This window comes from Bacillus sp. T-10(2022) (genome assembly GCF_056502895.1).
In genome coordinates this window covers 3,194,116-3,218,066 of sequence record NZ_CP113518.1, presented here as the reverse complement: position 1 = coordinate 3,218,066, position 23,951 = coordinate 3,194,116, and the positions used below count along the sequence as shown (strand labels likewise).

The 23,951-nt window shown below is 35.6% G+C and carries 22 protein-coding genes and 5 pseudogenes; 20 read left to right on the top strand and 7 right to left on the bottom strand.

The annotated features are described in order from the left end of the window. Positions 1-44: 44 nt before the first annotated feature. The 3 genes from OSJ91_RS15710 to OSJ91_RS15700 all read left to right on the top strand — a co-directional run bounded on the left by OSJ91_RS15710 (position 45) and on the right by OSJ91_RS15700 (position 3,220). Positions 45-1,439, top strand: a complete 1,395-nt coding sequence (locus OSJ91_RS15710; protein WP_350299068.1) for a sugar porter family MFS transporter — start codon at positions 45-47, stop codon at positions 1,437-1,439. Positions 1,440-1,693: 254 nt separating this feature from the next. After that, positions 1,694-2,737 (top strand): aldose epimerase family protein, encoded by a 1,044-nt coding sequence (locus OSJ91_RS15705; RefSeq protein WP_350299067.1) that lies wholly within the window; start codon positions 1,694-1,696, stop codon positions 2,735-2,737. A gap of 345 nt (positions 2,738-3,082) precedes the next feature. Beyond that, positions 3,083-3,220: a hypothetical protein gene (locus tag OSJ91_RS15700; RefSeq protein ID WP_350299066.1), complete on the top strand. Its 138-nt coding sequence runs from the start codon at positions 3,083-3,085 to the stop codon at positions 3,218-3,220. A gap of 12 nt (positions 3,221-3,232) precedes the next feature. Here the strand turns inward: OSJ91_RS15700 and OSJ91_RS15695 are convergent. The 3 genes and pseudogenes from OSJ91_RS15695 to OSJ91_RS15685 all read right to left on the bottom strand — a co-directional run. Next, positions 3,233-3,382 (bottom strand): annotated as a pseudogene (locus OSJ91_RS15695) (hypothetical protein); the annotation flags it as partial. 207 nt (positions 3,383-3,589) lie between these two features. Beyond that, positions 3,590-4,228, bottom strand: a complete 639-nt coding sequence (locus OSJ91_RS15690) for an HD domain-containing protein (protein WP_350299064.1) — start codon at positions 4,226-4,228, stop codon at positions 3,590-3,592. A gap of 116 nt (positions 4,229-4,344) precedes the next feature. Next, positions 4,345-5,268 carry a LysR family transcriptional regulator gene (locus OSJ91_RS15685; protein ID WP_350302888.1) on the bottom strand — a complete coding sequence of 308 codons (924 nt, stop codon included), beginning with the start codon at positions 5,266-5,268 and terminating at the stop codon, positions 4,345-4,347. Between the two features lie 565 nt (positions 5,269-5,833). Here OSJ91_RS15685 and OSJ91_RS15680 point away from each other — a divergent pair. Then, a complete protein-coding gene (locus OSJ91_RS15680) occupies positions 5,834-6,445 on the top strand; it encodes an FMN-binding negative transcriptional regulator (RefSeq protein ID WP_350299063.1) in 612 nt (203 codons plus the stop codon). 372 nt (positions 6,446-6,817) lie between these two features. Here OSJ91_RS15680 and pdxR read toward each other — a convergent pair whose 3' ends face one another. Further along, complete coding sequence (gene pdxR / locus OSJ91_RS15675; RefSeq protein ID WP_350299062.1) at positions 6,818-8,203, bottom strand: MocR-like pyridoxine biosynthesis transcription factor PdxR; 1,386 nt, start codon at positions 8,201-8,203, stop codon at positions 6,818-6,820. 134 nt (positions 8,204-8,337) lie between these two features. Here pdxR and OSJ91_RS15670 point away from each other — a divergent pair, with 134 nt between their 5' ends. From OSJ91_RS15670 to OSJ91_RS15655, 4 genes and pseudogenes are all read left to right on the top strand, one after another. Next, on the top strand, positions 8,338-8,970 hold the full coding sequence (locus tag OSJ91_RS15670) for an FMN-binding negative transcriptional regulator (protein ID WP_350299061.1): 633 nt from the start codon (positions 8,338-8,340) through the stop codon (positions 8,968-8,970). 248 nt (positions 8,971-9,218) lie between these two features. Beyond that, a pseudogene (locus OSJ91_RS15665) lies at positions 9,219-9,856 on the top strand (LysE family translocator). Between the two features lie 87 nt (positions 9,857-9,943). Continuing rightward, positions 9,944-10,654: a B3/B4 domain-containing protein gene (locus OSJ91_RS15660; RefSeq protein ID WP_350299059.1), complete on the top strand. Its 711-nt coding sequence runs from the start codon at positions 9,944-9,946 to the stop codon at positions 10,652-10,654. Positions 10,655-11,405: 751 nt separating this feature from the next. Next, positions 11,406-11,861 (top strand): annotated as a pseudogene (locus OSJ91_RS15655) (MarR family winged helix-turn-helix transcriptional regulator). A 221-nt stretch (positions 11,862-12,082) separates the two neighbouring features. On the opposite strand, the gene OSJ91_RS15650 reads toward OSJ91_RS15655, so the two are convergent. Further along, complete coding sequence (locus OSJ91_RS15650) at positions 12,083-13,480, bottom strand: aminotransferase-like domain-containing protein (protein WP_485890014.1); 1,398 nt, start codon at positions 13,478-13,480, stop codon at positions 12,083-12,085. A gap of 41 nt (positions 13,481-13,521) precedes the next feature. Here OSJ91_RS15650 and OSJ91_RS15645 point away from each other — a divergent pair, with 41 nt between their 5' ends. The 3 genes and pseudogenes from OSJ91_RS15645 to OSJ91_RS15635 form a co-directional block, all read left to right on the top strand. Next, entirely contained in the window at positions 13,522-14,469 is a 948-nt protein-coding gene (locus tag OSJ91_RS15645; protein WP_350299057.1) for a PhzF family phenazine biosynthesis protein, read from the top strand. A 122-nt stretch (positions 14,470-14,591) separates the two neighbouring features. Continuing rightward, on the top strand, positions 14,592-14,777 hold the full coding sequence (locus tag OSJ91_RS15640) for a DEAD/DEAH box helicase family protein (protein ID WP_350302887.1): 186 nt from the start codon (positions 14,592-14,594) through the stop codon (positions 14,775-14,777). After that, positions 14,770-15,201, top strand: a pseudogene (locus OSJ91_RS15635) (flotillin domain-containing protein); the annotation flags it as partial. The gene OSJ91_RS15640 and the pseudogene OSJ91_RS15635, both read left to right, overlap by 8 nt. 570 nt (positions 15,202-15,771) lie before the next feature. Here OSJ91_RS15635 and OSJ91_RS15630 read toward each other — a convergent pair. Next, positions 15,772-17,391 carry an ABC-F family ATP-binding cassette domain-containing protein gene (locus OSJ91_RS15630; protein ID WP_241591034.1) on the bottom strand — a complete coding sequence of 540 codons (1,620 nt, stop codon included), beginning with the start codon at positions 17,389-17,391 and terminating at the stop codon, positions 15,772-15,774. A gap of 448 nt (positions 17,392-17,839) precedes the next feature. Here OSJ91_RS15630 and OSJ91_RS15625 point away from each other — a divergent pair, with 448 nt between their 5' ends. From OSJ91_RS15625 to OSJ91_RS15585, 9 genes and pseudogenes are all read left to right on the top strand, one after another. After that, positions 17,840-18,364, top strand: coding sequence for a serine O-acetyltransferase (locus OSJ91_RS15625; RefSeq protein WP_350299056.1), 525 nt, complete (start codon positions 17,840-17,842; stop codon positions 18,362-18,364). Positions 18,365-18,877: 513 nt separating this feature from the next. Continuing rightward, positions 18,878-19,072 carry a hypothetical protein gene (locus OSJ91_RS15620; RefSeq protein ID WP_485890012.1) on the top strand — a complete coding sequence of 65 codons (195 nt, stop codon included), beginning with the start codon at positions 18,878-18,880 and terminating at the stop codon, positions 19,070-19,072. Then, complete coding sequence (locus OSJ91_RS15615; RefSeq protein ID WP_485890011.1) at positions 19,029-20,018, top strand: hypothetical protein; 990 nt, start codon at positions 19,029-19,031, stop codon at positions 20,016-20,018. Before OSJ91_RS15620 ends, OSJ91_RS15615 begins: the two co-directional genes overlap by 44 nt. Before the next feature lie 687 nt (positions 20,019-20,705). Next, entirely contained in the window at positions 20,706-20,885 is a 180-nt protein-coding gene (locus OSJ91_RS15610; protein WP_485890010.1) for a helix-turn-helix domain-containing protein, read from the top strand. Between the two features lie 126 nt (positions 20,886-21,011). Continuing rightward, positions 21,012-21,305, top strand: a complete 294-nt coding sequence (locus OSJ91_RS15605; RefSeq protein WP_485890009.1) for a hypothetical protein — start codon at positions 21,012-21,014, stop codon at positions 21,303-21,305. After that, positions 21,302-21,703, top strand: coding sequence for a hypothetical protein (locus OSJ91_RS15600; RefSeq protein ID WP_485890008.1), 402 nt, complete (start codon positions 21,302-21,304; stop codon positions 21,701-21,703). The genes OSJ91_RS15605 and OSJ91_RS15600 overlap by 4 nt, the downstream gene beginning before the upstream one ends. Next, positions 21,700-22,488, top strand: a complete 789-nt coding sequence (locus tag OSJ91_RS15595) for a glycerophosphodiester phosphodiesterase family protein (protein ID WP_485890007.1) — start codon at positions 21,700-21,702, stop codon at positions 22,486-22,488. The genes OSJ91_RS15600 and OSJ91_RS15595 overlap by 4 nt, the downstream gene beginning before the upstream one ends. 58 nt (positions 22,489-22,546) lie before the next feature. Beyond that, positions 22,547-22,684: a hypothetical protein gene (locus OSJ91_RS15590; RefSeq protein ID WP_485890006.1), complete on the top strand. Its 138-nt coding sequence runs from the start codon at positions 22,547-22,549 to the stop codon at positions 22,682-22,684. 335 nt (positions 22,685-23,019) lie between these two features. After that, positions 23,020-23,354: pseudogene (locus tag OSJ91_RS15585) on the top strand (RDD family protein). A gap of 185 nt (positions 23,355-23,539) precedes the next feature. Here the strand turns inward: OSJ91_RS15585 and OSJ91_RS15580 are convergent. Further along, a complete protein-coding gene (locus OSJ91_RS15580) occupies positions 23,540-23,779 on the bottom strand; it encodes a hypothetical protein (protein WP_350299049.1) in 240 nt (79 codons plus the stop codon). Positions 23,780-23,951: the final 172 nt, after the last annotated feature.

Below are 23,951 nucleotides of genomic sequence, written 5' to 3'. Positions count from 1 at the left end.
GGTGGGATTAAATATAATTTTAAAACCTTTAGGGGGGAACTTAAATGGTTAATGAAAAGAAAATCTCAAGTGGATTCATTTATTTTTTTGGGGCTTTTGGAGGCATTCTCTTCGGATATGATATCGGCGTTATGACGGGTGCTTTGCCTTTTCTGCAACATGATTGGAACCTTCAAAACAACCCTGGTGCTATTGGCTGGATTACCTCGTCGTTGATGTTTGGAGCTATTTTTGGAGGTGCCATGGCAGGACAACTTTCTGATCGTTTAGGACGGCGCAAAATGATTTTAATATCTTCTATCATTTTTGCTGTTGGATCCATTTTGGCAGGAATATCCCCACATAATGGGCTCCTTTTTATGATTGTTGCCCGGATTTTATTAGGGTTGGCTGTTGGTGCTGCTTCTGCGTTGGTCCCAGCCTATATGTCGGAAATGGCGCCTGCACGTTTACGTGGACGTCTGTCAGGAATTAATCAAACAATGATTGTCTCTGGAATGTTGCTTTCGTACATTGTCGCTTATTTATTGAAAGACTTACCAGGAACAATGGCTTGGCGGTTGATGCTTAGTTTGGCTGCCGTACCTGCTTTGATCTTATTTATTGGAGTGTCAAGATTACCCGAATCACCACGTTTTTTAATTAAGAACAATAAAATTGATGAAGCTCGTAAGGTGTTGGGCTATATTCGCTCTAACAAAGAACAAATTGATTCTGAAATAACGCAAATTCAAGAAACTGTTAAAGAGGAAGCAAAGGTAAATCAAAAAGCATCATGGGGTACACTTTTAAGTAACAAATACCGTTATTTAGTAATGGCTGGTGTGGGTGTTGCTGCGTTTCAACAATTCCAGGGAGCGAACGCAATTTTTTATTACATTCCTATGATTGTGGAAAAAGCAACAGGGCATGAAGCCAGCTCAGTATTGATGTGGCCGATTATTCAAGGGGTTATTCTCGTACTAGGTTCATTAATATTCCTAATGATTGCTGATAAATTTAATCGCCGTACTTTATTAACAATCGGCGGAACTATCATGGGGCTATCCTTTATTTTGCCGGCAATATTGAATTTATTAATCCCTAATGCAAATCCGATGATGATGGTCGTTTTTTTAAGTATCTATGTAGCACTTTATTCATTCACGTGGGCTCCTTTAACTTGGGTCATAGTTGGAGAAATTTTCCCGTTGGTAATTCGCGGGCGTGCGTCAGGATTAGCTTCATCATTTAACTGGATTGGTTCTTTCTTGGTTGGATTGCTATTTCCAATCATGACTGCTTCGATGTCTCAAGAAGCTGTTTTTGCAATCTTCGGTGCTATTTGTTTACTTGGTGTTTTATTTATCCGGACATGCGTTCCTGAAACTAGAGGTCATACTTTGGAGGAAATTGAAAAAATTGGGGAAAGTAGACAAGCTAAGGGGAAAAGTGCTTAAATTAGACCTATTAAGGTTTGGAGCGGAATTAAAAGAAGCTATACGAGAATAGAAGAGATTTTAAATCAGGGGGCATAAGGAAAATACTTCATCAAGAATATGTTGATTTACTCATATGAATCCCGTTCTTAAGGCCGAAGTTGCTACTTCGGCTTTTCAACTATTAAAATGTTTGCTGAACTTTTAGTGCAATTCATGGTGTTTTAGCTTGTATTTATATGAAGGCAACTTAATAGGGAAAGGAGCCGAAAGAAGTGAAAGTATCACAAAGCTCGTTTGGAAATGAAGTTTTGCTGTTTACTATAGAAAATGATCATGGAGTAAGAATAGAAGTAACAAACTTTGGTGCAAGAATCGTCAATCTTTTCGTCTTAACGGAATCGGGTCGTAAAAATATCGTATTAGGATTTGACTCAATTGAGGATTACAAAAAAGAAACTTATTATGGAGCAACAATAGGAAGAGTCGCTGGCAGAATAAAAAATGGCGAATTTTCAATTGGCGAATCACGTTACCAAACATCTGTAAATCAATTGGGGAATACATTACACGGTGGCAGCCCTGGATTCGATGAAAAAATCTGGGATTATGAAGTGAAGGAGACGGATGAAAGTGCATCGATCATCTTTTCAACCCACTCACCTGATGGCGAGAATGGTTTTCCGGGGAATTTGAAAGTAAGTGTGATTTATACATTAGACAACTTAAATATTTGGTCAGTGAGCTATCAAGCAATAAGTGATAAAGACACAGTTTTTAATCCAACCAATCACGTCTATTTTAACTTAACAGGGCATCCAAGCAATCCAATCGATGATCATTTCTTACAAATCTTTTCTGGAGAATTTGCACCAGTAAATGACGATACCACGGTAACTGGGGAAAAGCGAAGCACAATTGGCACGCCTTATGATTTTCGAACCCCGAAAAAATTAAAATCAACCTTTGAAGCCATTGACGCAGAAGTTAAAAAGGTTCAAGGAATCGACCATCCATTCTTCCTTACGTGCTCAGGACTTCATCAAACTGCAGCCAAATTAATTAGTCCTGACCAGAAAATAACAGTCGAGGTATACACAGAAGAGCCTGCGGTTGTCATTTACACTGCAAACTTTGTGAAAGGTGTGCCACTTATGCACGGAGAAAAATTAATTCAACACGGCGGAATAACGTTTGAAACCCAAGCTGCTCCAGGAGCGATTGAGTTTGAAGATTTTGGAGATATTCTTTTATTAGCAGGCGAAAATTATACTTCCCAAACAAAATACAAAATTGAGGTAAGGACGCCACTCAGCTGAAGTTTCCAGTCAGTGTGTTAAAGCGTCGAACAGGTGGATTTGGTTTCGATAATTTCACATCGATTCGGCTGCTAGTTAGGATCAGCATCCGGTGCCTGTCAGAGCGATCGAGCATAGGCCGTTACATATATCGGGTGGGATTCCCGCCGAATAAGAGTTAGCCACTCACTCGAACAGAGTTTTGAAGGATAGAGGATAAAGGATAACTTATATCTTTAAGCGTAAACAGTTAGATAGTGGGTCGCAAACTACGGTTAAAGGAAAGCCCCCATTTAAACAGCGCATATTAAATACGCAGCACCTCCTGGTACGATACTTGTATCAATCAAAGGAGGTGCTTTTCCTATGCCGCAACAAAAATTAACGATTGTCCCCGTTACATTACATGCCGAAAATAAAAAATCTATACGATCTACTCTTCAGAAGATCCCATTTGCAAAATCCAAACGGCAAACGCTGAAATATCCTTCTATGGCGGTGTAGATGACGTGCTATTCAAAACATTATGAAGGAATTTAATAACCCGATCATGGCAGCTTCAGCTAAAAGTTCAATTAGATGAAGGGCACGCATTGATTGTGTGAGTCCTTCACGTTCAATACCAAGTTTCATCTGTAATAGGCAACCAGGATTTGTTGGCATAATAACTACGCCTATGTGACTTCCGTGTGCTTCATTTTTTAATCAATGTATGCATGGTTTCATCCAAATTAATCAATCTTTTTAAGGCAACAACACCACTCATACTCATGCAATGACCAACTTTAATAAAGTGGTAGCTTCCTTAGTCGATATTTCCTTTTGGTCTTAACTTTCTACCACGATTCGCTGTTACGTTGTCATTTTTGTACCCTATTCTGTCCAAGGAGAATGCAAAATACAATCACAGAAATTTTTATTTTTATATTCTGGTCTAAAATATTCAATAATATCTTCCTTCATATTGCCAAAAGTAGTTTCTGGCTTATGCTTAAAGCCCTCATAAAACGCTGGAATAATGTCCTTTTTGAAATTGTTACGTGGGAATGCTTTTATAATTTCTTCTCGCAAGTCGTCAGGGAATTGTTCAAAGCCATCTCCCATCACATCTAAACCAACACCTGAAAAGAGTAGTGCCACTTCAGCTTCTTTATGTTCTGCAACGCCAGGTGTCGTATGTAATGCAATAGCATCCCATACAAGACGAATCGACTCATCTGGAATTTGATACTGTTGTAAAAAGCTCCTCGCTGCATTTGCACCGTCTACTTCAAATCGTAAATCTGGGCTGCTGAACTTTTTTGTTAAACCTAAATCATGGAATAATGCACTAACATAAAGCAACTCTAAATCATGATTCTGCTTCGTTTTTTTTCCGTTAACTGCGCCAAATAAAAATACACGATTGGAATGATTCCACAACAAGTCGTCCCCATGCACGCGTAAAAGATCTGCTGCTTCTTTAGCCAATCGAGAATCTGGAATTTTAATACCTGCTACTTCTTGAAACATAATTGAAAATCCCCTTTACAATTTGATAGTTCTTATCCCCATGAACTTGTATTCATTGTAAAGAGGAATTTATCATTTATCTATCCATTCATTTCTATGATAATAATAGATAAAAACTATAATATAGAACTTTTTAAAGAAGCTATCTCATCTTTTTCTGTATGAAAACGTAGCCTTTCGATTTCACATAATAATAACTCATTATACTTACGTGCTGCATAATTGATAAAACGATTCTTTTTCATCACGAGATAAACAGATCTAGTCAAAGTGGGTTTTTCAATACGTTGGAAAAATAAATCCTCTGTATCATAAAATTCATATAATGTCCGCGAAACAAAACTGCGGCCAACCCCATTTCGAACGAGCTTCAAGATAGATTCAATGCTAGACGTTTCGACAATAGGTTCTAACTGCCTGCCAACCTCAAGACTCGTTTTATCAAGTATTTTTCTGCATTGATGGATATTTGGAAATAAAATAAGAGAACTATCTAAAACATCGGAAAATGAAACCTTCTGATCTCCATTACTTTGATTACTAATCAGGTAAAATTCTTCATCATACAACTTCGTCACCGTCAACATATCATCACGATTGAATTCAAAACCAATACCAAAATCAGCTTGATTCTCTAAAACAGCCTTTTCCACTTGATCCGTACTTTGAACAAGCACTTTTATGTTTGGATATAATTGGTTGAATTTAATACACAAAGTGGATACCAAATCAGTTATTTCTCCTGGTAACACGGCAATTTTCAATTCCCCGATTTCTACTTTTGTAAGGGCTTTAATTTGAGAAGATATACTTTGTAAGGAATTTTGAATATTCAATGCTTCTTTTTGTACGATTTCACCCACCTTAGTAAGTTCAATCTTCTTGCCAATACGGTTAAATAGTGCATAGCCTACATCTTGTTCAAGCATTTTAATTTGATGGCTTAAAGTTGGTTGCGAAATTCCTAATTTTTCAGCTGCTTTTGTAAAATGTAGTTCTTTACTGACCATTAAAAAATATTCTAAATGTCTTAATTCGATACTATTTCAATCCTTTCTAATGAAAATAATTATTGGCTATCTGTATGTATGCTCCAATAAAATAATCTAGTTATTAAGTTACTTTATTTGAAGGAATTATTCCATAATTTGGCGTGATTGCTGGGTAAAAAACACCATTAGCTATCTGTTATTTTGGTTCATAAATAACTCACTATGATGTTGGATAACGGGCCGGGTTAAACAGAAATCATATCTAATTACTGCTTAAAATTGAAGTATTGCTCCTCATAAATACCTTATTTTATACGGGTGGAAGTTATTTAATTTTAAATGTAATTAATTCACTAAATGTAAGTTTATATACGTCAAAAATAAAAGGTGAAATCAATGAACTTTCATTTCTATATCGGGGGAGAGGGTTTAAAAGGATCCTTAAATGCAAAATTAAACTTTGAAAAATTATAATCACCGTTGACATGTTCAATTATTAATAATTGTACCTTTTTAGAAGTCAGTTTACATAATAAAATATCTCATATAATACTTAGTTTTTAAAATTGGGGATAGCCGAAAAGACAAAGGCTTTTTCAGGAGGAGCTAAATCATGTATATACCTAAACATTTTCAACTCAAGGATGAAGAAATAATTTATGATTTTATCGAAAAGTACAGCTTTGCCACTTTATTTTCTCAACACAATGGAGAACCATACGCTACCCATCTTCCACTCACATTAAATAAAGGTGAAAGTGCTTTATATGGTCATTTTGCCCGCCCAAACGAACAATGGAAGGATATAGAATACCAACAAGTTCTTGCGGTTTTCCAAGGTCCTCACTCTTATATATCTCCGTCTTGGTATGAAACAACGATGGCAGTTCCTACATGGAATTATGTCTCTATCCATTTATATGGAAAGATGGAGATTGTCAAAGATCAAAAAGTCATATTCGATTCTCTGAATGATATGGTGAACAAATATGAAAATCCAGATAGCCCATACAATTTAAGTGATGTGGATTCCAGTTTTATCGAAGGAATGAGTAAAGGGATTGTAGCATTTAAAATAAAAATCACAAAAATTGAAGCGAAAGCTAAATTAAGTCAAAATCACCCTGTGGAACGTCAAGAATTAATTATTAAGCATCTAGAAAATACTTCTCAACAAGATAATATACAAGTAGCATCTCTTATGAAGAAAAATCTACAAAAATAAAAGTTATTCGACTTTGTCTTGTTCAATTAATGTGGTAGATTTGTTAAAAAAATTAAGCCTAATTTCAGATCGAAATTAGGCTTAAAATTATCCTCTAATTTATTTATAAAAAAGCAAGTTTTAGATCTATAGCTGCACTTAATGTCATCACAATAAAAACTAGTTCTTCCAATCTCCGGATTATCCCATATCCCATATTCCATAAGCTGTCCCCATAGGAAGGGTGGAAAGAAACGCCAATCCCGCTCCAAATCCAATAACTAATAAGGGGGATATTTCCATTTAAGGGCCCTATGAAGATTATTTATCATTGCAACACTCAAAACATTCAAATAAAACAGCTACAATTCGTTAGTTAAAAGAATTGTGGAGTCATTCTTTTAACCATGCCTTCTTTAAGAGTTTCACACCCACATCAATTTCATTTGAAGAAAGATTACTGAAACCTAGTTTAACCATTGGTCCGTCGGAGTTATTTTTAATGAAGTAGAGGGACGTAGGATACACCGTAACGCCATGAAAGGAAGCTTGTTGAATTAACCATTCTTCTGAATGCTTCAGATGTACTTTGACTAATACATACAAACCGGATTGTTCACCAATAATGGATATATTTTGAGCGAATTGCTCTTTTAATGCGGATACTAAGTGCTGCATTTTTCTTTTATAAACAAGGCGCATGCGTTTAATATGTCGACTCCATTCTCCCTCTTCCATAAGTTTAGCCATTGTCAGCTGGCTAAGCAGGGAGGTAGTAGCTTCAAAATGAAGAAACTGATTTTTAAAACGATTTAATAATGGCTGTGGCAAGACCATATAACTTAAACGAATTCCTGGAAGAAAGGACTTCGAGAAATTCCCTAAATAAATGACTCTTGCTGAATCGATGGAGGCAAGAGCAGGAAATGGTTTTTGTGTATAGCGAAATTCACTATCATAATCGTCTTCAATAATATATCCACGAATCTTGTTAACCCAATGAATAAGCATTTGCCGTTGTTGAATAGACATGCTTACTCCAATTGGACTTTGATGGGAAGGGGTTACATAGATTAATCGTGATTTCATTTGTTCTAATTGTGAAAGTTCAGCACCTGTTTCATAAACCGGCAAAGTTTCAAACATAAAACGATGGAATTGAAAAGCTTCCCTAGCACCGTCGTAACCAGGGTCTTCAACTATAATGCTTTGGAATTCATCCTTCATTATATGTCCAAGGTATACAAGCATTTGTTGGGTACTGCTTCCGATAATAATTGCATTTGCATTTGTTTTCACTCCGCGTGATTGGAATAAATATGTGGAGATTTGTTCGCGCAGGCATTCTTCCCCAAATGGTTCCCCGTATCGAAAGCTATCCTGTAAAGTTAATACTTGATTAGCAATTCTCCTCCAAATTTTCAGCGGGAAATGTTTTTGATCAACGGCATCTGCCCTGAAATTAACTACCGGAAGTTTCTTGGACTCAGTCTGCTTTTTATTATAAGAGATTAATGGCTCCTGAAATATTAGCGGTTCTAACTCATTTGCAAAATAACCTTTTCTGCCTTCTCCACGAATATACCCTTCAGCAACAAGTTGTTCATATGCCAGTAAAGTTGTATTACGGCTTACATGTAAGGAATCTGCAAGTTGACGAATGGAAGGTAATTGCTCATTCGCCAATATGTCTCCTTGTTCAATATATGATTTAAATTTCTCGTAGATTTGTTTGTATTTTGGGGAGTTATCATTGAAAGTAAAAATGGTATTATTCATTTGCATTCCCTCTGACATGTATATTTATTTATTATTGTACCTTTTTTCATGTCAACTTGTATAATAATATTTTTTTATCGGATATTTATTTTTAATGCTTATATTTTTAAAAACTCTAATACAAATTTGAAAGGATGATTATTGTGTACATTCCTAAGCAATATCGTATGAAAAATGAAGAGGCAGTTCAAATTATGAAGTCAAACCCGTTTGCCTTATTGATTACTGTTAATGAACATCGTCCCTTGGCTACGCATATTCCATTGGAAATACGGGAAGATGAAGGGAAAATCTATGCGACTGGGCACATTGCATACGGAAACAAGCAGAAAAAAAACTTAGACAATAATAGTGATGTGTTACTGATTTTCCAAGGGCAGCACGCTTACATTTCATCAAGTTGGTATCAGTGCGAAGAGGTTCCTACTTGGGACTATCTAGCTGTACATGCGTATGGATCAGCACGTTTAATCACTGAAGACGAGCTGATTTCCTCCTTGGATACCATGCTTAATCACTATGAGTCTCACCGAGAAAATGGTCGGACCTGGGAAACGTTTGATCCAGAGTTGCTTAAGAGAGAAATGAAAGGAATAGTGGGCTTTGAAATTGAAATCACATCTATTCAAGCTGCAGCCAAAATGAGTCAAAATCGTAATGACACTGATTACAAAGCGATTGTTACAGAGCTTGAGAAATCAAATGAACAAGGGGAAATTCAGGTTGCTCAATGGATGCGTGAGCAAAGGAATGGGTTAATTAAATGATTTTTGAGTGGCACCCCTAAAAGCAAAAATGGTGTTTATCACTTTTAAGGGAAAGCAAAGGTAAGTCAAAACCATTCCTTACACAGACAAGAGCTCATAATAAAACTGTTGGAACAGATTCCTTTTCTAAATGAGCAACAAATCGCCTCCTTGATGAAAGCGAACCTTAAAAAAGTGTAACCTTGCTTTCACCATCGAGGAGGAGCCCAATAAAACATATGCAAAAATACAACAAGGAGTTGCTTTTTATGGAGTTTTCAAATATTTGGCTATTTGTAATTACTGCTGCTACATTGTTAATAATACCTGGACCGGCTGTGTTGTATATTATGGCAAGAAGTATTGATCAAGGGAAGAAAGCGGGCATAGTATCAGTTCTTGGTGTATCTCTTGGTGGTTCTGTTCACGTTTTAGCTGGAGCAATTGGAGTTTCAGCAATCCTTATGACATCAGCAACGGCCTTTAATATCGTTAAATACTTAGGTGCTGCTTATCTTATCTATCTGGGTTGTAGGACTTTATTTTCTACATCTGATCGAACGGCTTCAGAAATTCCAAAAGCCCCTCGCAAAAAGTTATTAAAGATATTTTACGAATCTGCGCTCGTAGAAGTAATGAATCCTAAGACAGCACTCTTTTTTTAGCCTTCTTTCCGCAATTCATATCACCTTCGGCCGGATCAGTCACAATACAATTTTTACTTTTAGGAATTATTTTTATTATCCTAGCTTTTATTAGTGATGGTCTGTATGCAGTTCTTGCAGCAAGTATTAGAAAGCGGATTCTGGGTAGTGAAGTAAATTCTAAGTTGCAGAATCGGATAACTGGTTATTTATATATTGTTCTAGGGGTATTCTCCGCCTTTGCGAGTCCCTCCAAAACATAAGAGTGTTTGATGAAATTTATCGAGTTGTTACACAACAAATAGCGATTCCACTAAGACAATAAGTAAAATGAAATGGAGAGAGAATTTATGCCTAGATTTATCATTGAAGATGATTTTTGGTCGTTATTCCCTCATGCAAAAATAGGCACCCTTATTTGCCAGGGGATTGACAATTCAATAAAGGACGTTGAATTCTGCGAGAAGCTGCTGCAGGAGGCAGAGAAAGAAGCACATAAATTTCTCAGTCTGGAGGAATTGAGTAGTAATCCAGTCATATTCGTTTGGCGAGAAGCTTTTCAGAAATTCAAGACAAAGAAAGGGGCAAGGTGTTCCATTGAAGCTTTATTAAAAAGAGTGAAAAATGGCAATCATATCGGAACAATAAACCCGCTTGTTGACATCTATAATTCAATTTCATTGCGTTATGGGCTTCCATGCGGCGGAGAAGATATCGACACTTTCGTAGGCGATATTCGGCTAACGCAGGCAAATGGAAACGAACCGTTTATCCCATTGGGAGAAGATGAAAATGCTTCACCATATGAAGGTGAAATTGTTTATAAAGATGATGACGGAGCAATATGCAGATGCTGGAATTGGCGTGAAACTCTGAGGACGATGCTAACAGAAAATACAAAAAATGCATTCCTCTGCATTGAATTATTAGATGAAACAAGAAGTAATGAATTTCATATGGCGCTAAAAGAATTGTCTGATTTAGTGTCACATAAACTTGGTGGTATTGTGAAGATTGAAGTATTAGATATTAATAATAGGGAAATTACAATCTTTGATTAGTCAAATAGCATACTCTGTCTGCAAATGTTATGGAATTCATAGTACGATGTATCAAATGTTTTCAACGCGGACCATACTTAAGATAAGTGTGAATCCAACTATGAAACCAGTAAATTTATGAATCGCGTTTCTACATAATATCAAGAGTAGATAACTACTTTCTAGGTTATAACCCTTATTCAACAAGAGGGAGTAGCTTATAAATAATTAAATCCCAATTTCTGATTTATATACTGAGAGATTGGGATTTTAACCCAGAAGTATCCTGAACATTGTTAATCAGCGTTTTCTGGTGGTATCACACTCTTCAATTGGGAAGGATGTTAGCGGATAAATAAAGAGTATTTGATAAAGAACAGGATTAGCGTATACCTTTTACAGTGATTTCTTCTGCATGATATTTAAAAGCAACATTTACATTAAAGCACGCTTTTTTTCATCAGCAGTTTGGTCAATTGTTAACTAAAGCAAGATACTAGGGTTTAGTTCTCATGAAAATTCTATAGTCTTCGCAGATGCAACAAATTGAAAAATGACCGCTTGAAACTTCGCCTGATCGCCTTTATGTGTAAAGAATCCCCAGTGAAGCAATCGCCTCCTTGTGCACAAAGTTAATTTGAATAATAACAATTCAATATTTTACGACAATCTTAACGCTCATAGATTTTCAGCATTACTTGGATAAAGAGAGAAGCAATTCTAGATAACGCTCCTTATAAACATATCTTGAAAAAATAAGTGGAGAAGAATTATGGATAGAATTATTGAAGAGATTAAAGTTATTGCAAGATGCTTAGATACACTCAACAATATAGTATATAAAGATCTTAACCTTTCTAGGGGACAGTACTTGTATCTCATTCAAATCTGTGAACACCCGGGAATGATTCAAGAAAAGATAGCTGAAGTGATTAAAGTAGACAGAACTACAGCAGTTCGCGCTAAAAAAGTTAGAAATAAATGGATTTATAAAAAGAGTGGGTGATAAGGAGAACAGAAAAATAAAAAAACTATTCCCTACAGTAAAAGGAAAAGAAATATATAAACTGATAGAAAAAAAGAGAAACACTTTAATGCAACAGCTCTTCAGAGTATTAATATTGAGGAACAGAAATTAGTTTTAAATCTTATTCAAAGAATAAGAGGAAATATTGAAATTGATTGGCGGCATATAAAAAAGGGTTCTGGTGCAAAAACTCCAAGATAATTACAATTAATCTCTAAATCATGGAATATTGATACTATTAACGAGTAGCGTAAGTTCAACAAGTTAAAGACATCAATCATAATCATTATCTTCCACAATTGGGCGCTTTAATGTAGTAATAAATAAGAACCCAATTTATCTAATTTAATACAGAGAAATTGGGCTTTTTAGTATTGAAGTTTCCTTAACAATGTAAAACAATATTTTCCTGACGCTACCCCTTATTGAGTTGAGCGTACTAAATTAATAAACTTCCTAAGTCCTTCAGAGATTTGTTCTTCACTGGCATAGGAATAGCTTAACCGGAGCCATGAGGAAGGCTCCTTTAAAGGGTCACATATTTGGCCGGGAACAAATGAAATTGATTGCTCCAGACTATTGACCAATAAGTCTTCTGTTGACAGGCAGCCTGGGAGCTGTACCCATAAATTCAAGCCACCATTTGGGCTGGTCCATCGCCAATCGGTTACGGACAGTTCTTCCTCCATGATTTCCTTTCGTATTTGGAGCGCAATTCGCAGTTTCTCAACATGTTGCTGCAGCCTTGGAGATGATAAGTAATGCAGGAAAATCTTTTGATTTAAAAGCGGTGATCCATTATCGGCCAATGATTTTACTGCTAGCAATGATTTCACCACGGAAGACTGACAGTTCATCATGACGGCTATTCGCAACCCCGGTGATACATATTTGCAAAAGCTTTTGATATATATCACCATGCCGGAGGTATCATAGGTATACATGGGCGGCGGAGGCTTCTGATCAAAAAAGATGTCGTTGTAAACATCGTCTTCTACTAACAGACAACGGTGGTCCTCGGCTAACTGGACTAATTGTTTTCTTTGAGCCGATGGGACCGTGTATCCTGTTGGATTATGGAAGGTTGAATTTAAATAAAACAGACGAGGTTTGTGTTTTTTCATGATGAATTCAATCTGCTCTAAATCATATCCGTACGGATGAATATCGACGGTTACAATATTGGCTCCTTGTGCTCGAAAAATATCAATGGCAGAACTATAGGTTGGTCTCTCCAAAAGGATAGTGTCTCTTGATTTTACATAGGCCTGGGCAATCAGATGAATGGCTTGCTGCGAACCGGTCGTAATTAATAGCTGATCTGGATGTGTAATCGTTTTATATTGCTGATTAAAATAGTCAGAAAGTGATTGACGCAGTTCATGATCGCCTTGTAAGGTGGAGTAGGTGGAGAGAACCTTTGGATAGAGATCAAAAACTTTTTTTACATAGTCCGATATGAAGCGATTTGGCAAAAGATTAGGGTCAATTAATGCCTGTGAAAATTGGTAGGAAACAGGTGTCTCATGGATTTCCGATAAATGATTTTTTTGTACATATGCAGAAACGATCGGATTTTCCATGTTTTCTAATTTATTAATTTCACGGGATTGGACATAATAGCCGGATTTATCTTTGACATAGACTCTATTTTCCTGTTTAAGAAGCTGATAGGCCTTTAATACGGTTAAGCGATGAACCTTCATCTTAGCAGCTAAATTTCTAATTGAAGGGAGCTTTTCATTCTCATTCCATTCATTAAGTTCGATTCGGTGTAATACATAATCGTATACTTGTTTAAATAAGTAATCTCCATTCATTTCTTTCCCTCCCAACCCCTTTGATTTTAGCATATTTCTCCTTGATCTGGTCTAATGATTTTCATCTGTTCTATTCCCCTTCACCTATAATGGAGCAAAAAGGAGGAATTGATATGGATTTTTATATCGTAGATGTCTTTGCTGAAGAAAAATATCAGGGAAATCAGCTTGCTGTTCTAGTGCCAGAGAGTAATCTCACAAGGAAGGAGATGCAGCAGATTGCCAAAGAAATTCATTTTTCGGAAACGAGCTTCATCATGTCCAATAAACAGGAAAATGGCGGGTATGATGTTCGAATCTTCACCCCAGATGAGGAGGTGCCCTTCGCGGGACACCCTACCTTGGGCACTGCGTATATCATCAATCGGATTATGGAAAACGGAAAGGCTTCCAAAGTCGTCTTGAACCTGCCTGTCGGACAGATTCCAGTTGTTTTCAACGGCGACACTCTCACCATGAGCCAAAACGAACCTTCCTTCGACATGAAGATAGACCATCTCGAATTTGTCGCAAGGGTGCTTAATATCCAAGTGGAGGACATACGGACAGATTTTCCAATCCAGCTGGTCTCCACAGGACTGCCCTGCATCATTGTCCCACTGAAATCGGTTGACGGGGTACAACGATGCAGCATCGACCCTGTACAGTTCAAACGCTTTCTGGAAACTTATTATAAATGTAACCTGCTTGTTTTTTCTGAGGAGGAAAGCAGGGACCCAAACTGCCTTCGTGTGCGGGTATTCATGAGCGACACAGGCTTTTATGAGGATCCTGCGACAGGTAGCGCAAATGGCAATTTGGCGGGCTACCTTCTGAAATATCGGTTCTTCGATAAGGAGAAGATCGATGTTCGTGTCAAGCAGGGCTACGAGATGGGACGTCCCTCAAATGTGAATATGGCCGCCAAATTAAAAAATGGAACATATGATATCCAGATTGGCGGGAAGGTGCAACTGGTCGCAAAGGGAGACTGGTTATCGAGCGACTGAGAGGGATACTGGGACAGGTCTCTGTTCTACCGTATATTTAAATTTGACAGATTTGTTTTTGCCTGTTGTGAGGGATTTCTGCAGGGAATTTGATATATAATGGAGAACTACCTAAGGAAAATATGGAGATACATTCGGATTATTTAGATAATGTATTAAATAATCAAAATAACAAAGTCTTGATAATTACAATTCAAAAACTTGTTATAAAAAAGAAAAATCCTGAGCACTTTGAAATATTAATGAATCAGATTAATTTCATTATGTTTGATGAGGGACATAGAGAGCCGGCCTTAGAATCTTGCTAAAGCGGACGCACAAAGGTCACAAGGTACGAAGAAGCGGAAATTATCCGGTTAAAAGCGGTAGCAGAGGCAGAAGCCTAGCAGAAGATCGCTGAAGCTTTTGAACAGTTTGGACAAGCGGATGTAATGGACATGATTTTGAAAATGCTGCCGGAGTATGCAAAACAAGTGTCAAGCCCACTCAGTAATATCGACAAGATTACTGTAGTGGATACAGGTGGAACCGGTGTGAATAGGGGTGCTAATAAAGTGACTGGATATGCAACGGGTTTAATGGCAACATTGCCGAAGTCATTATAGGCATCTTCGGGAATTGATCAAAGACTTGCTTGAGAATTTCTCAGGAAAGCAGAATTTACCATTTTCCACCATAAAACGGAAGCATGCCGAGGCGATCATGAATATGGCAGCAGGCAAGGAAGAGTAAAATAAAATGAAGAAAGGTAAGAGCACTAATATGCTCTTACCTTTTTTTAAATAGTTTTCGCTTATAAAAGGCATGATCAGTTTATCTGGCCTTTTATACTTAACAAATATGTTCGTCATACTCGGTTTTCAAGTAATTCATCATCCTTTGTTTTTGGTGGGAATAATGAAAGCAATTAAAGTAAAAGGAAAAGTCGTCAAAAAAGAGAGGGTTTTTATCATCGAAGCTATAAGAATTTAAAAAATCCGAGATTACTTTTTCTTGTTCCACTACATCGAACAATCCGGATATATAAAAATGATAACTGAATTTATCATATAAAAAAAGGTTCCCTGTATCATCAAAAATATTTTTCACAGTATGACTATCCAATTCTAACTCACTCCTTCCTTACCAATATACCTTTTTATCGATGAAATTATTCAGTGCTCATCTTTCAGGGAATATTATTATATTTATTGCAGCGTGTTTTTTATACCTTCAATGCATTCAAGGTATGAAATAAATGCAGGCAGCAAGAATATTGAACGAAAAAAGCACATCCAATAAGGATGTGCTTTCATAAAATTATTATTTGTACATTTCAGCCACTTGTTTTTGCAATTCGCCATTTTCAAGGTACTCATCATAACTCATTTGCTTATCGACTGTACCTTTTGGAGTAAGTTCAATGATACGGTTCGCTATAGTTTGGATGAACTGATGATCATGTGAAGAGAAGATCATAGATCCTTTAAAGCTGATCAAACCGTTGTTCAATGCCGTAATCGACTCTAAGTCCAGATGGTTAGTAGGTTCATCAAGCATCAGGACGTTCGAACCGCTTAACATCATTTTGGAAAGCATACAGCGGACTTTTTCGCCCCCTGAAAGTACACTTGCCTTTTTCGTGACTTCATCGCCAGAGAATAACATTCTGCCCAAGAAACCGCGCAGGAAGCTTTCGCTCTGGTCATTTGGTGAATATTGACGGAGCCAATCGACAAGATTTAAATCGACACCTTCAAAGAATTCAGCATTATCCTTAGGGAAGTATGCCTGAGAGGTGGTAACTCCCCATTTGAATGAGCCGCTATCAGGTTCAATTTCACCTGCCAAGATTTTGAACATTGTTGTTTTAGCAATCTCATCTTTGCCGACAAATGCAATTTTGTCGCCTTTATTCATCGTGAAGCTGACGTTATCCAATATTTTTACGCCATCGATCGTTTTCGAGATTCCGTCTACACGAAGCAGGTCGTTCCCGATTTCACGTTCAGGAGTAAAGCCGACGTATGGATAGCGGCGTGAAGAAGGCTCGATGTCATCCAAGCTGATTTTGTCCAATAATTTCTTACGGGATGTAGCCTGGCTCGATTTGGATGCATTGGCACTGAAACGCGCGATGAAATTTTGAAGCTCTTTGATTTTTTCTTCTTTTTTCTTATTGGCATCTTGAGTCAGTTTAAGGGCAAGCTGGCTTGATTCATACCAGAAGTCATAGTTACCGATATAAACTTTGATTTTACCGAAATCAAGATCCGCAATATGTGTACAAACTTTGTTAAGGAAGTAACGGTCATGGGAAACTACGATAACGGTGTTTTCAAAGTTGATTAGGAATTCTTCCAGCCATTTGATCGCTTTTAAGTCCAAGTGGTTGGTAGGCTCATCCAGTAAAAGAACATCCGGTTTACCGAATAATGCCTGGGCAAGCAATACTTTAACTTTGTCGCCACCGTTCAATTCAGCCATTTTCTTTGTATGCAGGTCTTCCGCGATGCCAAGGCCTTTTAAGAGGATTGAAGCTTCAGGTTCAGCTTCCCAGCCGTTTAATTCGGCAAATTCTCCTTCAAGTTCGGCCGCTTTCATTCCGTCTTCGTCGGTGAAGTTTTCCTTCATATAGATGGCATCTTTTTCTTGCATGACTTCATATAATCTTTCATGTCCCATAATGACTACTTTAAGGACTTCTTCCTCTTCATAAGCGAAGTGATCTTGCTTTAGAACGGCAAGGCGTTCGCCAGGACCCATATGGACATCACCGGATTGCGCTTCAATTTCACCGGAAAGGATTTTTAAGAAAGTGGATTTACCCGCACCATTCGCACCAATCAGCCCATAGCAGTTACCAGGAGTGAATTTTATATTAACATCTTCAAACAGTTTACGATCGCCATAACGTAAACCAACATTATTTACTGTAATCATTTATTTACATTCCTCCAAAATACTTTTGTTTCAACGTGTCCAACACTTTGTTTCATTAGTTTTACGCTGATTCATACAAACAGCAGTTTACGATCTTGTATGTTTTAAACTGTGCATCATTTAAATTGTATCTCATTTTTGCAAAAAGTTAAAGGAGGATTAGTAAAAACAGGTGAACACAGTGACATTTCTAACGTTTTCCTTTCGATACTAAATATTAACATGCTAAAGAGAACAATATTAAGGTGGACATTATGAAGTTCCTGAATTGAACAGAAGAGATAAAGTCTATAGGGATTTTAGTTGTGCATGAAATAACCAAAATTTATATAGTAAGTTATTCCTATTTGTGATAATTTTATATGATGTGTTTAAGGATATATAATCATAATAATTATTAAGATTATCTTAAATTTCATCTAGAGTTTTCACAACAAGGAGAAGGTAAATGATTAAGTCGAAAAAGGATTATAGATTTTATTTAAATGAAGATTTAAAGGCACATAAGATAGCAAAGTGGAATTGGTATTTACGATATCGTTTTCCTATTGTTCATTACCAAAGAACTCTAAGGAAAGTTGAATATTATAAGAATTGTAAAAAGAGTCCCTTTAGTAGAATCTATTTAAAGTTCCTTGAAGGTACTCTAATAAATCAAGGAATAAGGCTTGGGTTTTCAATCGGAAGAAATGTTTTTGGCCCAGGATTATGTATGGCTCATTGGGGAAGTATAGTAGTTCATAAATCAACAAAGGTAGGGAAGAATTGTAAAATTCATTCTGCTGTAAATATAGGAATTAAAAAAGGGAAATGTCCTGTAATTGGAAATAATGTTTATATAGGACCTGGAGCTAAATTATTTGGTGGAATAACAATTGGCGATAATGTTAAGATTGGTGCCAATGCTGTAGTAAACAAAGATGTCCCAAGTGATGTAACAGTTGTAGGAATACCGGCAAGAGTGGTTTCTTAAATCAGTAAAAGAGTATGTATAAAACGAAAGCATCCATTCATTGGGTGATTTTTATTGGCAGGATATCCTTCTGACATTATCGAATTGATAATCGAAAGGGGAGCATTCTGCAATGATGGAAAAATTTCATGAGATTATTATCGATGGAAGAGTGTATGAGGATATAGGTCATTTTACACTTTTCAATAAGGTAATTATTATTGAAATTACAAATTAACTCATTTCTGTATCTAGAGGAATTAAAAATGGCGGAGTAGCAATTAGTGAAGTTAAGTTTATTAACAATGGCAAACCTCTTGTGACTTATGAAGGAGGATATATTGTTGATACCATTATTAAAAATGAGGTTCAACTATATCCAGTTTAAAGGAAGCCCTCATTTTTTGAGGGCTTTTTATATTTTGTCTAAAAATAAATATTTTTCGATGAAATTAATGAATAAGTGGTAAAAAGCTCCTGCATTAGAAAACTATTGTAGTATTAAATAATTTATAACTTAGAAGAAGTGCAGCAATGAAAAACTCAATAGTGGCATCATTTGTTATTTTTATCATTCTACTTGTAGGTGGATGTGGTCAAGAAAAGAAAGAGGAAAGTAAAGAGGAAGGTTCTGTTGAACAAGTAAGTGAATCAGGGGAACCTTTGGAAGAAGAGGTTAAACAATTTGAGGTTAAAGAAAAGATTGATCAACTTGGGAACGAATCTTAGTGGTCTTCCAACAGATCATTTAAATACAATCGTTACTGAACAAGATGGGTATACCTATGTTATTGAACCGGTTTTTGACAATAACGTAAGGGACTCAAGTGCTTTATCGTTCATGTTCAAAGTATCAGTTATTAAAGATGGCAAATGGGTAGTTAAGGGGAAAACAACAGATTTAACTAATGAGATATATAACACAAAGGATTTGAATGCTAAATATTGGTTTTCAAATACCCATCTGGGTGGGTCAAACTTTTTTGTCCAAACTAATACAACATTTGAAAGTAATTCAAACGTTGACCCGATAAATCAAATTCACCGGATCTCATTTTCTCAAGACGGTGTAGCTCACTATAAGAAAATTTTTGATGAGACGAACAATGAAAGCTATGAAACTTCTAAAAGTATAGGTTATGATTTTATAGATGGGCTTGAACAAACTTATATTATTGAGTCAATCTCTATAGATGAAGAAAAAAAATCAAGAGTAATGGATAAAGACGGAAAACTTTTATATTCAATTGACAATTACGCTGTAGATCTTGGAGAGTACTCTGGGATACCTATTATAACAACTTTACATAATGATGTTTTATTCTTTGGAAGATCAAGTGAAGCAGAGGCTTACGATTTCAAAGCTAAGGATCTGATTTGGAATGAAGATGGTACTGAGAAGAGTTATAATTTGGCTGAGGGTTCAGTTGAAGCCTTTACTAATGTTGAAAATGGAATTTATACAATTTCTCTCGAAAATGGTGAATACTTAGTAGGTTATACTATATTAAATAAAAAACAAGCAATAGTGAGTAGTATTGCATTACCTTCTGAACTAAATATTGAAAAAACCTTTATATCATTGAATGATGAAAATGTTAACGTGTATACATTGGTTGATTATAAAGGAAAAGCTACTTTGCAGAAGTATATTATTCCACGTATAGACATGTAATGAATTTATGAGGCATCCAATCCTTTGGATGCTTTTTAATTTTGGAGAAGGAAGTTAATAAAAAACCATCACGTAAGTATGATGGTTTTACATTTTGAACAGGTTATATCTTGAAGTGGCCTAAATTTTATCTTTTTTAAATCGTACTTAGTTAATACAAAAAAGCCCTTGTATTTCAACCCACACTCACTATTATTTTGGTCTTTAATTGCATGGATAGATTCATCATAAATTATAGTTGGAAAATGCATTTTTGCGCCTCTTATTTTAAATTTAGGCTAATTAAAATAAACAACTCGGCTACCTGATCAAATCATAAAACGTGTTTAAGGATTTGCTTTACCTCATTAAAATCCGCCTAGGAATTTATAGTATCATAAGTAAGTAAAAGAAAAAGCTGGTAAATTTTTCTTTTGATTTGTTAGCTAAATGATGTAAAGCCCATCAAGTTAAAAAACGGGAATTGTCTATGTTATTAGCCAGTATTATTGCTAATGTAATTACATTATTAATGAATTAGGAATGTTTATAGAATGGATTTTCCATCTGTTAAGGAAGCAAGACAATATCTAATGGATTCCGAGAGACATTAATTATTATGATGTCTTTTTTTTTATTGTTGTGAAGGGAAAAGTGGGACATGAATTATCCATTGTAGATTAACGTGTAAAGGGGGGATGAAGTGAGGTGGATAAGGATAGTGTAAGTAATTTAGGTAAAGCACAACAGACTGCTGCTGAGTTGTTAGCTACTGGTAACATTGAGAAAAAAGAGATAGCTGAGACAGTCGGAGTGAGTAGAATAACCTTATATAATTGTCAGGGCGGCTTTTTATTATTTAATCCACTAATTGGTAAAGAACATTAAAACGCATACGAGTATGAATTTTCTAAAGTTAATTGTACCTTCTTGTTTATTATGGAAAAGTAGGTATTTTTACCTTTTTTTATGTTAAAATATTAAAGTCTTTTTAAAATCAGGAGGAATTTCATCATGAAAAAAATCGTATTAGGCTTTGCATTATCGTTGTCTATATTAGTTTTGGCTGCTTGTGGATTAGGGGAGGAAGCTGGTTCTACTAAACAACCAACTGCTCAAAGTGCGCCTGCTAAAGTGGATAAGAAGGACCAAGTGAGTCAATTAAAAGATAGTGTAGTGGTATTCAATTATGAAGGTAAAGATGTTAACGGAAAACAATTGAACGAATTTGCTGATGAATATATGTCTAGTCTTGGCGAATCCAAAAAATTCGATAAAGAGTCTGTATTCTTAGGAATGAACTTATGAAATACTCAGGGGTATCTCAAGAGACAATTGATGAATCTCATAAATCATTCGTTGAACGAAATGAAGGAAACGAAGATTTAATAGATATGAGTAAAGGTGCGACATTATTTATAGAACTAGAAAAAGCGCTTTTCTTTAAGGATTATTCGTTCAATGAAGAATTAATGAATAAATACTACAATAATCTGTCTGATGGGGCGAAAGCTAATGTTTCACAAAAAGACTTCGCTACTAACTATGGTCTTATTTACAAAAACATTACTGAAGATAAAGAAGAATACCAAAAATTAAAAGATTTCCAACAAAAAAATTACTTAACGACTCTGGCGCTAAAGGTATCGACCTTAAAGTTCAAGATGAAAAAACTGAATTTATACTATAATTATCTGAACCTATGAAAAAATCATTAATTTTAATCACACTTTTATTAACTGGATGTACCACTCAAGCATCAGAAACTAATGAGTTGTTAATCATTGCCCACCGAGGAGATTCTTCTGAAGCACCAGAACATACTATGCCGTCATATGAGAAAGCAATTAACTCTGGAGCCGACTTTATTGAAATTGATTTAAGGATAACAAAGGATGATCAGTTAATTGCCATGCATGACGAAGCTGTAGATCGCACAACTAACGGTATAGGCAAAGTATCAGGATACACTTTAGATGAACTAAAGAAATTGGATGCTGGTAGTTGGTTTAATGAGGATTATAAAGGAGAAAAAGTTGTTACCTTAGAAGAAATTTTTGATAGATTTAAAACTGATGCAAACTATTATATTGAAACCAGAACAGTCGATAATCAAACCGTTATGGAGAAGAAATTACTTAAAATACTTTCAGAACGACAACTCTTGGATAAGGTAGTAATACAGTCCTTTTCATCAGAGAGTTTGAAATTAGTTCATAAATTGGATAAGGATATTCCTCTTATTCTGCTTTGTAAAGATGCAGAAGTGCCTTATCTAAAGTTAAATGAAATTAACCAATACGCTATAGGAATTGGTTTAAATGGCAAACTGGTTGATGAGGCGTTTGTAGGAAGGATGCATGAAGCTAATTTAGTGGTGCATACTTTTTTCGATAAAAAAAATGAGAAAAAACAAATTGAAGAAGTGGTTTCTTACGGTGTTGACGGAGTCTTTACCGATTACTTAGACAATGCTAATAAGCACCAATAAAAATCAAGTCGTCCCATAAGGGCGGCTTTTTATTATGCAATGAAAGGTGGAGGAAAGTTTGGAACCAGATATATTAAGCATGTTATTAAAAGAAGGTGGATTCGCAGCCTTATTTGTATCCCTGACATGGAAAATGGTGACCAAGAAAAGATTAAGCAAGTTAAACAAAAATTTGACTATTAAAAGAGTATTTTAATCAGCAAAATACTTTGTTTCAACGTGTTCAACACTTTGTTTCATTAGTTTTACGCTGATTCATACAAACAGCAGTTTACGATCTTGTATGTTTTAAACTGTGCGGCATCATTTAAATTGTATCTTACTTTCTAATGAAAATTAAAGGCAGATTAGCAAAAACAAACGTTTATAAGCAAAAATTCCACAGAGATTTAATTTTGTTTATAAATTGTCACCTATAATGTAAGTACTATTTTTTTGCTGAATAAAATTACTGGTACAAAGACTCATTACGCACCATCCTTATTATTGGTAATATAGGTAACTGTAACTAACACAACGGTAGGATCATATATGAGTGATTCATTAGGTTTTTGGAAACGTCTTTTCGCAGAAGTATTGGGTGGCATAATTGTATCAGCACCATTAGCGATAATATTTGGGGTGATTACCGGTGATTGGGAAAATGAAAATTTTTCAACGTTTTTTAACTTTCTCTACATGGTGATTGTCCCGATACTATGGTATGGCTATACAGTGATAGGCACAATGCTATTGCTGCTTTGGTTTATGCCATTACATTAGGGATAGGGTTTATTGTTAGTGCATTCATGGTTGGTATAAGGAAAGACCATAGAGCGATACATGATTTCATAGCAGGTACATACGTGACATCAAATAAACCATGAATAATGGATCAGCAGTTTAATAGCTGCTTTTTTTTATGCAAATCTACAATTTAAAATCCGATACGATTTTTTTTGCGGGTAAATTACAATTTAAGGTATAAATATTACATTGGAAACCACGATAGAATTATCTATTCCATTAATACACTGGCAATTAGGAAGCAAAAAGCACTTAACCTTAAGGGTCAAGTGCTTTTGTTATTCAAAACCTCTTTATTTTGATTAATGATGATTTTATTTCTTAAAATCATTTCTTTATTATTAAGTCCAACATTGAGTTCTTTTGTATTATTCACTTTTTCCAGTAGTGACACAACAGATATTTCCAGTAATTCAGAAATAGGCATATTTGTTTTGGATGATAAATTTTCAAGTTCATGGATTAATTTAGGGGATAGCATTGGTTGTCTTTCATTTATTTCCATGACAGAACCCACTTTCTTAAAAAAGTTATGTAATTGTAATTTAAGTATATAATGAGAGTTTCCAATAAAACATTAAATTAGCGTTATTTATGTTAAGAATTGATGACAATAGCAGTTCAAAAGTCAACATATTATAGCTAAAATCAATCTGGAATATATAGTGTATTCTTCG

Bases quoted from the DNA above. Each gene is read 5' to 3' on its own strand.
- OSJ91_RS15710 (WP_350299068.1), top strand. From the start codon at position 45: ATGGTTAATGAAAAGAAAATCTCAAGTGGATTCATTTATTTTTTTGGG.
- OSJ91_RS15700 (WP_350299066.1), top strand. From the start codon at position 3,083: ATGCCGCAACAAAAATTAACGATTGTCCCCGTTACATTACATGCCGAA.
- OSJ91_RS15690 (WP_350299064.1), bottom strand. From the start codon at position 4,228: ATGTTTCAAGAAGTAGCAGGTATTAAAATTCCAGATTCTCGATTGGCT.
- OSJ91_RS15680 (WP_350299063.1), top strand. From the start codon at position 5,834: ATGTATATACCTAAACATTTTCAACTCAAGGATGAAGAAATAATTTAT.
- pdxR (WP_350299062.1), bottom strand. From the start codon at position 8,203: ATGAATAATACCATTTTTACTTTCAATGATAACTCCCCAAAATACAAA.
- OSJ91_RS15670 (WP_350299061.1), top strand. From the start codon at position 8,338: ATGATTATTGTGTACATTCCTAAGCAATATCGTATGAAAAATGAAGAG.
- OSJ91_RS15660 (WP_350299059.1), top strand. From the start codon at position 9,944: ATGCCTAGATTTATCATTGAAGATGATTTTTGGTCGTTATTCCCTCAT.
- OSJ91_RS15650 (WP_485890014.1), bottom strand. From the start codon at position 13,480: ATGAATGGAGATTACTTATTTAAACAAGTATACGATTATGTATTACAC.
- OSJ91_RS15640 (WP_350302887.1), top strand. From the start codon at position 14,592: ATGGAGATACATTCGGATTATTTAGATAATGTATTAAATAATCAAAAT.
- OSJ91_RS15630 (WP_241591034.1), bottom strand. From the start codon at position 17,391: ATGATTACAGTAAATAATGTTGGTTTACGTTATGGCGATCGTAAACTG.
- OSJ91_RS15625 (WP_350299056.1), top strand. From the start codon at position 17,840: ATGATTAAGTCGAAAAAGGATTATAGATTTTATTTAAATGAAGATTTA.
- OSJ91_RS15620 (WP_485890012.1), top strand. From the start codon at position 18,878: ATGAAAAACTCAATAGTGGCATCATTTGTTATTTTTATCATTCTACTT.
- OSJ91_RS15605 (WP_485890009.1), top strand. From the start codon at position 21,012: ATGAAAAAAATCGTATTAGGCTTTGCATTATCGTTGTCTATATTAGTT.
- OSJ91_RS15600 (WP_485890008.1), top strand. From the start codon at position 21,302: ATGAAATACTCAGGGGTATCTCAAGAGACAATTGATGAATCTCATAAA.
- OSJ91_RS15595 (WP_485890007.1), top strand. From the start codon at position 21,700: ATGAAAAAATCATTAATTTTAATCACACTTTTATTAACTGGATGTACC.
- OSJ91_RS15580 (WP_350299049.1), bottom strand. From the start codon at position 23,779: ATGGAAATAAATGAAAGACAACCAATGCTATCCCCTAAATTAATCCAT.